Here is a 13259-nt window from a genome sequence, read left to right as displayed (position 1 = left end):
TATGTTAGTCTTGTTTTTTGATTGCAACATCATTAAGAATTGCATCAAATATATCTTTTTGCGTAAAGTTATCTGTAAAAATAGTTTCTCTGGCAACCTTAATGGTATCGTGCGGATTATACCATTTTTGTAGGGAATCCTCACCAAATTCATGCCTTTTTTCCCTTGTATTATGTCGTCGAATCGTTTCGTTTAACGATAAATCAAAGTAATATGTATAGGCGTTTCCTTCAAAAAAATGTATTAATTCTTTTAACATTTCACCGTATCTTCGACTGTTTAAAATACCTTCTAAAATAACAAACTCACATTTTCCTTTTCCGTACTTTGTAATTTCAAATAGTAAATCATGCGATAAATTACCCATCGTATCGTGTACTCTAAGCATATCTCTACGTACAACATCCTGTCATACTAAAAGTGTACCATGTCCGAAATGTTCTTGTAGTTGCTTTGCGATTGTTGTTTTACTACTTGCGGGGTTTCCTCTAAGAATGATTAATGTTGATTTATGTATAGGATTAGACATAATGAATTCTCCCCATTACGAATGATTATATAGAAAAATTTAACAAATATACTGTGAAAAGTGTATAATTAATAGGATGGAAATAAAAAGGTGGGAGCTAGATGGAACATGAATTAAATAAAGCGCAGCCGATTTGGAAACGGACATGGTTTCGCTATCTAGGGGCATTTATAATTGTTCAATTACTATTTATTACTTGTGAGATTACAGGATGGGCACCAAATTTTAAGCCAAGTGGAGAGTTTTTAAATAGAATTTTACAGTCTGAATTTTTCATGGAATGGTTCACTCCATATGAAATTCCTCAATTTAATGTGTTTACTGCATTTTTTGCGATTACATTGTTACCATACGCATTAATAGGTGCAATGAAAGATTTTACAACAAGGAAAAATATAAATAATTAAAAAGAGGTATTATATGCTATTTCAAAAAGATCAAGTATCGGTTCGGTACGTAAAAGAAGAGGATGCACAGATCATTTCAAAATGGTTAACAGACCCAGAAGTCTTGCAGTATTACGAAGGGCGAGATAATCCGCAATCTGTAGAAATGGTACTGAATCATTTCATACATAATCCCAATAGTCATGAAAAAAGATGTGTAATAGAGTTTAATGATATGCCGATTGGTTATATTCAAATGTATCCAGTTGATTCTGAGTGGAAAGCATTATATGGCTATGAAGAATCTCAAAATGTATGGGGAATGGATCAATTTATCGGTGAGCCAACTTATTGGGAAAAAGGAATTGGAACGAAACTCGTTCAGGCAGCAATTACATATATTATGGAGAACAAGGGAGCAGAAGCAATCGCAATGGACCCGAAAGTAAATAATGAACGCGCGATAAACTGTTATGAAAAATGCGGATTTAAAAAGGTGAAGATGTTAAAGGAACATGAGCTTCATGAGGGGAAATTAGAGGATTGTTGGATGATGGAGTACAAACAAAGGGGGCTGCACGAAATGAAAAAAGCTTTAATAGTAATTGATGTGCAAGCAGGTATGTACACAGCGGGAATGCCAGTACATAACGGGGAAAAGTTTTTAGAAATATTACAAGAACTTATTGGGGAATGTCGGTCTAATGATATTCCAGTTATTTATGTCCAACATAACGGTCCTAAAGACCGTCCGTTAGAAAAAGGTACGGATGGATGGCGAATTCATGCGGCCATCGCTCCGCAAGAAGGAGATAATATTGTTGAAAAGACGACACCAGATTCATTCCATAAGACGAACTTAAACGAAGTATTACAAGAAAAAGAAATTGAACATGTTATCATTTCAGGAATGCAAACAGAGTACTGTGTGGATACGACAACGCGAAGAGCGTTTAGTGAAGGGTATAAAGTAACGTTAGTGAGTGATGCACATAGTACGTTTAATACAGACGTGTTACGTGCGGAAGGCATTGTAAAGCATCATAATGTAGTGTTTGGAGCATTTGCTGATGTTGTTACATTAAAAGATTTGAAAGAAACTGTCTCTAAATAAGAGGCAGTTTTTTATTAGAAGAAATCATGTCGATAAGTCGATATATCGAAATAATCGTCGATATAATTTCACGTATCATAATGAAAATATACAAAAAGGAGCACCACATAATTAAAAAGGGCGCTCCTGCATCAAAATGTTACTTCTTCTTATCTTTATCCAATATATTCTGTTCTTCAGCAAATTCCGTGCCATATGCAAAGCGGCGATTAATATGAATATTATCGTTGTGGTGTCTTGTGCGGGAGTTAGAGAAGCGATGGACGATTACTTCAGATAATGTGAAGACGATCGCAGAAAGGATGCTTCCCCATGCAATTTGCATATAGTTGTCTAATAAAATATTACCGAAAATCCATACACTTAAATATGTTAGTAAGAAATCCGACATAATGGCACCAGTATTGCCAATTCGATTCAAAATAATTTTATCAACGAATATGTAAGATACGATTGTTACAAAAAGACTGAAAGAAATAATTTGGACGAACGTTGCAGGGAAAAATAAAGCGAGTCCAATACTGAATGCGATAATACACGAAATAAATTTGATAAGCACTACTGTGAAATCATTCAAAATTTACACCTCCGATTTATACATAGTTTTTCAATAAATTATGGAGTTCATACATTGCAACGGGTATATTTACATAAAACTTTTTCATGTTCGGAATTTAGTCTAAATATTATAAAAATAACAAAGAAATGTTATAGTAAAATGAGAGTATATGACATTTTTAGGTAAGGGGGAATCCTTGATGTGGATTACTTCAGAAGTAGAAATTCCAGATGAGTTAATTGATCATCTTGAACAAGGGAAGTTAGTATTATTTGTTGGAGCGGGAGTTTCTATGAAAGGGAAATCTAACTTACCGAATTTTGATGATTTAGTTGATGAAATTGCAAAAACGTTATATGTCGAAAAACGTGAAATAACTGAACCTCATGATTATTATCTTGGTAAAATTGCGAAAACAAAAGATGTGCATCAAGTTGCGAGAGATTTAGTTCATACTGAAAAGTCAAAGCCGAACCCGCTTCATTATGCGATTCCGAGGTTGTTTCCTTTAGATACAGAAGTCCGCATTGTAACAACAAATTTTGATCGACATTTTACAACTGCGATGAAAGAAATGAATAGAGAATTAAATGTATATTACGCACCTGCGTTACCTACAGGGAGAGCGTTTAAAGGGCTTGCTTACATACATGGCAATATAGAACAAGAGAAAGAAGCTTTAATTTTAACAGATGGTGATTTTGGAAGGGCTTACTTGACGGAAGGATGGGCAAGAAGGTTTTTAGTTGATTTATTCTCGAATTATACTGTTTTATTCGTTGGATATAGTCATAATGACCCAGTAATGAAATATTTAGCGACTGGATTACCACCAAGTACAAGGCGTTATGCTTTTGTTGCACAAGGGGATAATACGTACCACTGGGAGCATTTAGGAATACGGCCGATTGTATATCCGAATAAAGGTAATAATCATCAATCTCTCGTTAAAGCAGTGAAGCGATGGGCAGAATTAATGGGGGATAATTATATTACAAAACGAATGCGCATTCGTGACATAGTAACAGTTCCACCTTCAGTAGAGCAGGAACAATTATCATACATAAAACAATCCATAAAAAAAATTGAAACAGTTCGCTACTTTGTTGAATTTGCTCATGATTATGAATGGGTGGAATGGCTTGAAGCAGAAGGGAAATTACAAAATTTATTTTTAGTTACATCAAACTATAATGAGGTAGATGAACTACTTGCAGAATGGTTAGTGGAACAATTTCTTTTTAGTCATCAAAAAGAATTATTTCAATTAATTTTTAAAAATCAATCTAAACTATCTCCGTTATTATGGAGAACAATTTGTAGTTACTTAAGTGAGACGAAAATTGAGATGGACCCATTATTGTTCGCAAGATGGGCACTTCTTTTATTAGAAACAGCTGAAAAAGATAGTAAATCAATCGAAATAATTTCTTGCTTACTGCAAAAATGTTCTTTTCCTGAGCATAAAGAAATTGCTTTATTGTTACTAACGTTTATTTTGGACGGAAAGCTTAAGTTGAAGCGAGAGAGGAAATGGGGAAATGATACGCAAGAATCAATAGAGCTCGAGGAATCGAGTCGATTATCAGTGTCTACATTTGCTTATGTGGAGCAAATTTGGAATGAGAAAATGAAGCCGCATATTTCCTATTACGCCGTTCCAATTATGATGATGGGAATAGAGAAGATGCGAATGTTATCACTAAGACAAACGGCACTGAAAAAAAAAGATAAGGAGAATGTAGAAAAAGAGGTTCAGCAAAATGATCTTGCGTTTTTAATTCAAATTGTAAAAGAGTGTTTAGTCTATTTATGTGAAAACAATGAGAAAAAAGCTAATTATTATATTACAGAAATGATAGAAGCAAACAGCATACTTCAAAATCGAATTGCAATTGATGCGATGAATAAAAATATATTTGTTAGCGCCGATGACAAAATGAAATGGTTGTTACAAGAAGGACTTCTTTTAGATGTCACGTATAAACAAGAAGTTTTTCAACTTATAAAAAATCATTTCGCACTCTCTTTAGAAAAAACAAAGGAAGAAGTCATTCGAATTGTATTGAAGGACCTTGCGGAGGAGAGGGCATTTGATGTTTGTTTAGTGTTAGATTTGTTATTCACTTGTGATTCGAATAGTCCATCTACTGCAAAAGGTTATGAGTTAATGAGGCAAAAACATCCTCACTTTCATTCTGATCGATTCAGTGTACAAAAAAAAGAGACGACAGAACAAAGTATTACTTGTAATATAACAGCTGATGGATTATTGCAGTTGAAAGATGAAGAAATTATGAAACAAGTTCGTCAATTTTCTCAAGATGGTATTTTTGAACAACGCCATTTTTTAGAGATGTTATCGAAAGCATGTAAATTGAATACAGAATGGAGTATTTCTTTTGCTTATCAATTAGTTGGTATGCACGAAATAAGTAATGAAGTATGGTTTGTTTGTATTAGAGAGTGGAGAAATAACAGAGGACTGACAAATGAACAAATCCAAAAAGTTGTTCCGTTATTGCAGAAATTTGTTAGAAATACTGCTTTTCATTGGTTAATTAGTAGTTTTCTATATGAAATTAGTAATCGGTTAGAAGAGTTAGAGGAGAATAGTATACGCAACGTGAAACGATTTGCTTTTGCGGTATTTCCTCAAGTAATGAAAAGTGGTACAGATTTTAAGCTTGGAAAACAAGATTTTTACAATGAATCAATCCAGCATCCCGTTGGAAAAATGACAGCTGTATTATTAAAACTGTTATCATATGATCATTTATACGATCGTAACGTGTATGAATACTTATTTTTATTTGAGGAACAAGTAAGAGTTAGTTCAGAACGGACAAATTTTATGTTAGCTCGTTTAGTAGCAGATATTACATTTCTTTATCATATTGAGAAACAATGGTGCCGAAAATATTTGTTACCGTACTTAGATTTAAAGAAGGAAAACGAGATTACGAAATATGCATGGGCAGGCTTATGTTACACGCAAATCAATTTACCTTTATTTACAGAAATGAAGCGATTTATTCAGTATGCGGTAGAACATTTGGAAGTATTACATCCGCATACGAGGGAAGCATTCTTGAAATGGCTCAGTTTTGTATTTATTAAATGTGTACTGTATTGGGAACAAAAAACCGATTGGTTATATCCGTTGCTTATACGAGAAAATGAAGAAAATAAAATTAAATTTATGCAGTTTTTATGCTATTACATCAAAACGTTAAGTGCAAAAGAACAACAAAAATTTTGGACAGCTTGGCTTAGTATATTTTTACGAGAACGACCGAAAATGGGTGAAATTACAGCTAGAGAATATGTAATGCTTTTACGTATTATTTTATTTATGGATGAAATAGTAGAAAGAGGATTATCGATAATATGTAAATCGTTTTCGTACGTGAGTGGAAAAGGGAATCAAATGGAGTTAAAACAGTTATTTAATGAAATACTTAAAAAGACAGAGAGTATAAAAATGTATAAAGAATTGTATGCAAACGTATTTTTCACTTTACTGCAAACGCTTCAGGAAGCTGATTTACTAGAAACGGAAATCCTTCAAATAAAAGAAGTATTAATCCGGTTTGGAGCCGAAAAATGTGTATTAAATGCAATAGATAATGAGATAATTCGCATCGGAATTGTTATGGAGAATTTACAAGAAGAAATGTAGGGCGAAAGTGGAATTTAAAAAAATATATAAAAAGTTGTTGACAGTGTTTTGAAAAGCGTTCTATAATACGAATCATACTTATTCAATTTCAAAAAACATTTGAATAAACAAAGTGCAATGAAGAGATCACAGTAGTGGTTAGTCTTACTGTAACAGAGAGCTGGTGGTTGGTGTGAACCAGTACAGGGATAATCATGAATTACAGTCTTGGAGCATCTTTTTCGTAGTAAAGATAGTATTGTCTTTATGAAGAAAAAGCGGTCAATTGATCGTTAACAGTGAAGAGAGGTAGACGGAAATTTAGTCTACAACTAGGGTGGTACCGCGATAAATATCGTCCCTACTGATTTATTCAGTAGGGACTTTTTGTATTTTAGTGGTCCAACTTGAAAATTTAATATTCATGCGTTGAAAGGAAAAGCAGTAGTTGTTGTTTCCCTGTAACAGAGAGCTGGTGGTTGGTGCGAACCAGTACAAAAACAAGAGCGAATTACAGTCCTAGAGCATCTTTTTCGTAGTAAAGATAGTATTGTCTTTATGAAGGGAAAGACGGTCAGATGATCGTTAACAATGAAGAGAGGTAGACGAAAGAAGTCTACAACTAGGGTGGTACCGCGATAAATATCGTCCCTACTGATTGAATCAGTAGGGATTTTTTGTACAAAAAAGTGGGTTTTTATCTAGTAGATAGTATCCTTATAGTAAATATTCGTTTAAAATAAGAAGAGGTATCGATTCCACTTAAAATTTGTATAATTTATCAGTTCAGAAAATAGAGAATTTTTCATTCTCTTACTATATTTTTAAAACATTAGAGGAGGATTTCCAAATGGCAAATCATGAATTAGATCAATTACGTAAACAAGTAGATGAAATTAACTTACAACTATTACACCTTTTAAATAAACGTGGTGAAATCGTTCAAAAAATTGGGGAGCAAAAGCAAGTACAAGGTACGAAACGTTTTGATCCAGTACGTGAGCGTGAAGTACTTGATATGATCGCAGAGAATAACGAAGGACCATTCGAAACATCAACAGTTCAACATATTTTCAAAACAATCTTCAAAGCTAGCTTAGAATTACAAGAAGATGATAACCGTAAAGCATTACTAGTATCACGTAAAAAGAAAAAAGAAAACACAATCGTTGATGTAAAAGGTGAATTGATTGGTAACGGAACACAAACGTTCATCATGGGACCTTGTGCGGTAGAAAGCTTAGAGCAAGTTCGCCAAGTAGGGCAAGCGATGAAAGACCAAGGCTTAAAATTAATGCGCGGTGGTGCTTTCAAACCGAGAACATCTCCATACGATTTCCAAGGTTTAGGAGTAGAAGGATTACAAATTTTACGCCAAGTAGCAGATGAGTTCGACTTAGCGATCATCAGTGAGATTTTAAATCCAAACGATGTTGAAATGGCATTAGACTACGTTGATGTAATTCAAGTTGGTGCACGTAACATGCAAAACTTTGATTTATTACGAGCTGTAGGTAAAATTAACAAGCCAGTATTATTAAAACGTGGATTAGCAGCAACAATTGATGAGTTCATTAACGCAGCTGAATACATCATTGCACAAGGTAACGACCAAATTATTCTATGTGAGCGCGGTATCCGCACATACGAAAGAGCAACACGTAACACATTAGACATTTCTGCTGTACCGATTTTAAAGAAAGAAACACATTTACCAGTTATCGTTGACGTAACACATTCAACTGGACGTAGAGATTTATTATTACCAACGGCGAAAGCAGCACTTGCAATTGGCGCAGATGCAGTAATGGCTGAAGTACATCCAGATCCAGCAGTTGCATTATCAGATTCTGCACAACAAATGGATATTCCAGAATTCCATAAATTCATGGAAGAGTTAAAAGGATTCAAAAATAAATTATCTTAATTCCATATCATATATGCGCTGAAGAGGAAACAGTAGTGCTTACCTCACTGTTAAAGAGAGCTGATGGTCGGTGTGAATCAGTACAAAGGTAAGCATGAATTACAGCCTTGGAGCATCTTTTCCGCAAACTATTGCAGGGAAAGACGGTCAATTGATCGTTAAAAAAGAAGAGAGGTAGACGATAGTTGTCTACAACTAGGGTGGTACCGCGATAAACATCGTCCCTACTGAGCGCTCAGTAGGGATTTTTTTGTACAAAAAAAATAGAAAAGGGGCAAGAGAAATGAGATACATTACAGCTGGAGAATCACATGGACCGCAGTTAACAGTTATTTTAGAAGGTGTGCCAGCAGGTTTAACATTAACAGCGGAACATATTAATAAAGAATTATTAAGAAGACAAAAAGGGCACGGACGCGGAAGACGTATGCAAATTGAAACGGATACAGTTGAAATTGTAAGTGGTGTTCGTCATGGGATGACACTTGGCTCACCGATAACGCTAATCGTAAAAAATGATGATTTCAAACATTGGACGAAAGTAATGGGTGCAGAGCCAATTTCGGAAAAAGAAAGTAAAGAAATGAAACGTACAATTACAAAACCACGTCCAGGACATGCAGATTTAAATGGAGCAATTAAATACGGACATCGTGATATAAGAAACGTACTAGAGCGCTCATCCGCAAGAGAAACGACAGTTCGTGTAGCCGCTGGTGCAGTCGCGAAACAAATTTTAAAAGAATTAGGCGTAGAAATTGCAGGGCATGTACTTGAAATTGGCGGAGTAAAAGCAAAACATGTTTCAAACTTATCAATGGAAGAAATTCAAACGATTACTGAAAACTCACCAGTTCGATGTTTAGATAAAGAAGTAGAACAAGAAATGATGGATGCGATTGATAACGCAAAAAGTAGCGGAGATTCAATCGGCGGTATTGTTGAAGTCATTGCAGAAGGAATGCCGATTGGCGTTGGTAGTTACGTTCATTACGATCGTAAATTAGATGCCAAACTTGCTGGTGCGATTATGAGTATTAATGCATTTAAAGGTGCTGAAATTGGCGTTGGTTTTGAAGCAGCAAGGCAGCCAGGAAGTAAAGTGCATGATGAAATTTTATGGGATGAAGAACAAGGATACACGAGAAAAACGAATAATGCAGGTGGTTTAGAAGGTGGTATGACAACAGGTATGCCAATTGTCGTTAGAGGTGTTATGAAACCAATACCTACATTATACAAACCGTTAGCAAGTGTTGATATTGATACGAAAGCAGCTTTCCAGGCGAGTATTGAAAGATCTGATAGTTGTGCAGTACCAGCAGCTGGAGTAGTAGCTGAATCTGTTGTAGCATGGGAACTTGCAAATGCACTAGTCGAACAATTCGGAAAAGATCGTATAGAGTTAATTCAGCAAAACATTACGCAACATAATAAATACGCAAAAGAATTTTAATAAAAAGGTGGTTTTAACATGCAAGTAAAAGATCAACTCTCATCATTACAACCATATAAACCAGGTAAATCACCTGAACAAATGAAAGAAGTGTATGGAGATCATTCATTTGTGAAACTAGCATCGAATGAAAATCCATTCGGCTGTTCACCACGTGTTTTAGATGAGTTGCAAACATCGTGGTTGGAACATGCTTTATATCCTGACGGAGGTGCTACAACGCTCCGTCAAACAATTGCAAATAAGTTATATGTACAAATGGAACAAGTACTTTGCGGTAGTGGTTTAGATGAAGTCATTCAAATCATAAGTCGTGCAGTACTTAAAGTAGGAGATAACATCGTGACGGCTGGTGCAACATTCCCGCAGTACCGTCATCATGCGATTATTGAAGGTTGTGAAGTGAAAGAAATTCCTTTAAATAACGGTGTATACGATTTAGACGAAATTTCGTCAGCGGTAAATAATAATACGAAAATCGTATGGATTTGTAATCCGAACAACCCGACAGGCACATATGTAAATGATCGAAAATTGAATCAATTTATTGAAGGTATTAGTGAGAATACGTTAATTGTCATTGATGAAGCGTACTATGAATACGTAACAGCAAAAGATTTTCCAGAGACATTATCACTTTTAGAAAAACATAAAAATATTCTTGTACTAAGAACATTTTCTAAAGCATACGGATTAGCTTCTTTTCGCGTTGGATATGCGATTGGACAGGAAGAACTAATCGAGCAATTAAATGTCGTACGTTTGCCATTTAACATATCTTCATTAGCGCAAAAAGCAGCAACGATTGCTTTTGATGATGATGAGTTTATTGAGGAAATAGTTCGTGTAAATACAGAGGGATTACAACAATACGAAAGCTTTTGTAAGGAAAATGAAATTCCATTTTATTCATCACAAACAAATTTCATCTTCTTGCCAGTTGAGAATGCAGGAGAGATTTATGAAGCTTGTGCACATGCAGGATTTATTATTCGTCCGTTCCCGAATGGTGTCCGTATTACAGTCGGAACAAGGGAGCAAAATGAAGGAGTGATTTCAGTGTTACAACAACACTTTGAAAATAAAAAAAGAAAGTCTCGAGATGAGGGAAATGCGTAAAAAGGTAGTTTTAATTGGAACTGGTTTAATCGGAGGCTCTCTCGCATTAGCGATTAAGAAAGAGCACGATGTAACGATAACAGGTTATGATATATTTCAAGAACAAGTAGAGCGTGCAAAAGAATTACAAGTAGTAGATGAAATAGAATTAGATTTACAGCGTGCATGTGAAGAGGCGCATTTCATTGTTTTTGCTTCTCCGGTTGAAGAAACGAAGAAGTTATTACACAAATTAGCGTCATTTCGTTTACGAGAAGATGTTATTGTAACTGATGTTGGTAGTACAAAAGGAACGATTATGAATGAAGCAGAAGCTTTATTTTCAAAGGAAGTTTCTTTCATTGGTGGACATCCGATGGCAGGTTCTCATAAAACGGGAGTTGAAAGTGCAAAAGCGCATTTATTTGAAAATGCATTTTACATTTTAACGCCGATGAATCATGTGCCAAATGAACATGTGGAAGAACTAAAGCGTTGGTTAAAAGGAACAGGATCTCATTTTCTCGTTTTAAATACGGAAGAACATGATTATGTAACAGGGATTGTTAGTCATTTTCCGCATCTTATCGCCGCTGGATTAGTAAAGCAAGTGGAGAAACATGCAGGAGATAATCCACTTATTCATCAACTAGCTGCCGGAGGGTTTAAAGACATTACACGTATCGCATCTAGTAGCCCAAAAATGTGGAGTGATATTGTTAAACAAAATCGTGAGCATTTAATGGTATTATTAAAAGAGTGGATCTCTGAAATGGAAGATTTATATAATACAGTTTCTACTGGAGATGCAGGCGAGATTCAAAACTATTTTGCAGACGCGAAAGAATACCGTGACTCTTTACCAGTACGAAAAAGAGGGGCAATTCCTGCCTATCACGACTTATACGTCGATGTTTTAGATAAAGTAGGGGCATTGGCTCATATTACGAGCATTTTGGCGCGCGAAGAAATTAGTATTACGAACTTGCAAATATTAGAAGCGCGTGAAGGATTGCTTGGAGTATTACGTATTAGCTTCCAAAGAGAAGAAGATCGTATGCAAGCGAAACTAGCGCTTGGAGAAGAAAAATACCAAACTTATGAAACAATTTAAATGAGAAGGTGAAAACGTGAAGGAAAGAACAATTCAACTTGTTAATAACGGATTAAATGGCAACATTACAATTCCAGGGGATAAATCCATTTCTCACCGTGCTGTCATGTTCGGCGCGATTGCAGAGGGAAAAACAACAATTAAAGGTTTCTTACCCGGTGCAGATTGTTTAAGTACGATTTCTTGTTTTAAAGAAATGGGAGTAGACATCGTGCAAAACGGTGATGAAGTCATTGTAGTTGGTAAAGGATTAGAAGGATTACAAGAACCGAAAACTGTATTAGATGTTGGTAATTCTGGTACAACTATACGTTTAATGTCAGGGATTTTGGCAAATACACCATTTTTCTCTTGTGTACAAGGTGATGCATCTATCGCAAAAAGACCGATGAAACGTGTTACGAACCCATTAAAACAAATGGGTGCAAACATTGATGGCCGCGAAGAAGGAACGTTCACACCGCTAACAATACGTGGCGGAAATTTAAAAGCTATCCAATACACTTCGCCTGTAGCAAGCGCACAAGTAAAGTCAGCTATTTTACTTGCAGGACTTCGTGCAGAAGGTGTAACAGCTGTTACAGAACCACATATTTCCCGTGATCATACGGAAAGAATGCTAGAAGCATTTGGCGTTATAGTAACGCGCGAAGGAAAAACAGTGAAACTTGCAGGTGGACAAAAGCTAACAGCAACAGATGTTCAAGTGCCAGGTGACGTATCATCAGCTGCATTTTTCCTAGTAGCGGGTGCAATCATTCCAAATAGTAAACTAGTATTACAAAATGTAGGGATGAATCCAACTCGTACAGGTATTATTGATGTTTTAGAGAAAATGGGTGCTACGTTCACTGTAGAGCCAATTAACGAAGGATCATCAGAGCCAGCTGCAAACATTACGATTGAAACATCTTCATTAAAAGGAATTGAAATTGGCGGAGATATTATCCCAAGATTAATTGATGAGATTCCTGTTATTGCATTAGCGGCAACGCAAGCAGAAGGAATTACAGTAATTAAAGATGCGCATGAATTAAAAGTGAAAGAAACGAACCGTATTGATACAGTCGTAGCAGAATTAACAAAGCTAGGAGCTCGCATAGATGCAACTGACGACGGAATGATTATTTACGGGAAATCAGCTTTAAAAGGCAATACAGTAAATAGTTACGGTGATCACCGCATCGGAATGATGCTCGCAATCGCTGGATGTATCGCAGAAGGAAAAACAACAATTGAAGATGCAGAAGCAGTAGGCGTATCATACCCTACCTTCTTCGAAGAACTTCAAAAGTTAGCTAAATAAAGTGATGAGAAGCAGATACGAGATGTATCTGCTTTTTTATATTGGTCCTATCGTTAAGTCGATATAATTTCATTCACCGGACTGTAATGTTTAGAATTATGGTACAATT

Annotated in this window: 9 protein-coding genes, 2 pseudogenes and 3 other annotated features; of the genes and pseudogenes, 9 read left to right on the top strand and 2 right to left on the bottom strand. The window is 35.6% G+C overall.

The window, feature by feature from the left end; translation table 11 throughout:
* Window positions 1–4: 4 nt before the first annotated feature.
* Window positions 5–529: pseudogene (locus AAG068_RS14505) on the bottom strand (kinase).
* 101 nt (window positions 530–630) lie between these two features.
* Here AAG068_RS14505 and AAG068_RS14500 point away from each other — a divergent pair.
* The 3 genes and pseudogenes from AAG068_RS14500 (at window position 631) to AAG068_RS14490 (ending at window position 2029) form a co-directional block, all read left to right on the top strand.
* Window positions 631–936 (top strand): YfzA family protein, encoded by a 306-nt coding sequence (locus tag AAG068_RS14500; RefSeq protein WP_342714771.1) that lies wholly within the window; start codon window positions 631–633, stop codon window positions 934–936.
* 13 nt (window positions 937–949) lie between these two features.
* Window positions 950–1483 (top strand): annotated as a pseudogene (locus tag AAG068_RS14495) (GNAT family N-acetyltransferase); the annotation flags it as partial.
* A gap of 15 nt (window positions 1484–1498) precedes the next feature.
* Entirely contained in the window at window positions 1499–2029 is a 531-nt protein-coding gene (locus tag AAG068_RS14490; protein ID WP_342719768.1) for a cysteine hydrolase family protein, read from the top strand.
* A 139-nt stretch (window positions 2030–2168) separates the two neighbouring features.
* Here AAG068_RS14490 and AAG068_RS14485 read toward each other — a convergent pair whose 3' ends face one another.
* Window positions 2169–2606, bottom strand: coding sequence for a YndM family protein (locus AAG068_RS14485; RefSeq protein ID WP_342714770.1), 438 nt, complete (start codon window positions 2604–2606; stop codon window positions 2169–2171).
* 181 nt (window positions 2607–2787) lie between these two features.
* Between AAG068_RS14485 and AAG068_RS14480 the strand changes: the two genes are divergently transcribed.
* The 6 genes from AAG068_RS14480 (at window position 2788) to aroA (ending at window position 13150) form a co-directional block, all read left to right on the top strand.
* Complete coding sequence (locus AAG068_RS14480; protein WP_342714769.1) at window positions 2788–6270, top strand: DUF4020 domain-containing protein; 3483 nt, start codon at window positions 2788–2790, stop codon at window positions 6268–6270.
* 108 nt (window positions 6271–6378) lie between these two features.
* Window positions 6379–6615: a binding site (T-box leader), on the top strand.
* Window positions 6616–6669: 54 nt separating this feature from the next.
* Window positions 6670–6905, top strand: a binding site (T-box leader).
* Between the two features lie 194 nt (window positions 6906–7099).
* On the top strand, window positions 7100–8176 hold the full coding sequence (locus AAG068_RS14475; RefSeq protein WP_342714768.1) for a bifunctional 3-deoxy-7-phosphoheptulonate synthase/chorismate mutase: 1077 nt from the start codon (window positions 7100–7102) through the stop codon (window positions 8174–8176).
* A gap of 9 nt (window positions 8177–8185) precedes the next feature.
* Window positions 8186–8405 (top strand) — a binding site (T-box leader).
* A 54-nt stretch (window positions 8406–8459) separates the two neighbouring features.
* Window positions 8460–9632 (top strand): chorismate synthase, encoded by a 1173-nt coding sequence (aroC, locus tag AAG068_RS14470; protein ID WP_342714767.1) that lies wholly within the window; start codon window positions 8460–8462, stop codon window positions 9630–9632.
* Between the two features lie 18 nt (window positions 9633–9650).
* On the top strand, window positions 9651–10751 hold the full coding sequence (hisC, locus tag AAG068_RS14465) for a histidinol-phosphate transaminase (protein ID WP_342714766.1): 1101 nt from the start codon (window positions 9651–9653) through the stop codon (window positions 10749–10751).
* Window positions 10744–11844, top strand: a complete 1101-nt coding sequence (gene tyrA / locus AAG068_RS14460) for a prephenate dehydrogenase (protein ID WP_342714765.1) — start codon at window positions 10744–10746, stop codon at window positions 11842–11844. The genes hisC and tyrA overlap by 8 nt, the downstream gene beginning before the upstream one ends.
* Window positions 11845–11860: 16 nt before the next feature.
* On the top strand, window positions 11861–13150 hold the full coding sequence (gene aroA, locus AAG068_RS14455) for a 3-phosphoshikimate 1-carboxyvinyltransferase (protein ID WP_342714764.1): 1290 nt from the start codon (window positions 11861–11863) through the stop codon (window positions 13148–13150).
* The last annotated feature ends 109 nt before the right edge of the window (window positions 13151–13259 follow it).

The sequence above is a fragment of the Bacillus paramycoides genome (assembly GCF_038971285.1).
Classification (GTDB): Bacteria; Bacillota; Bacilli; order Bacillales; family Bacillaceae_G; genus Bacillus_A.
This window is presented reverse-complemented; position numbering and strand designations above follow the sequence as displayed.

Coding starts and splice junctions, on each gene's coding strand:
- AAG068_RS14500 (WP_342714771.1), top strand. CDS start 631: ATGGAACATGAATTAAATAAAGCGCAGCCGATTTGGAAACGGACATGG.
- AAG068_RS14490 (WP_342719768.1), top strand. CDS start 1,499: ATGAAAAAAGCTTTAATAGTAATTGATGTGCAAGCAGGTATGTACACA.
- AAG068_RS14480 (WP_342714769.1), top strand. CDS start 2,788: ATGTGGATTACTTCAGAAGTAGAAATTCCAGATGAGTTAATTGATCAT.
- AAG068_RS14475 (WP_342714768.1), top strand. CDS start 7,100: ATGGCAAATCATGAATTAGATCAATTACGTAAACAAGTAGATGAAATT.
- aroC (WP_342714767.1), top strand. CDS start 8,460: ATGAGATACATTACAGCTGGAGAATCACATGGACCGCAGTTAACAGTT.
- hisC (WP_342714766.1), top strand. CDS start 9,651: ATGCAAGTAAAAGATCAACTCTCATCATTACAACCATATAAACCAGGT.
- tyrA (WP_342714765.1), top strand. CDS start 10,744: ATGCGTAAAAAGGTAGTTTTAATTGGAACTGGTTTAATCGGAGGCTCT.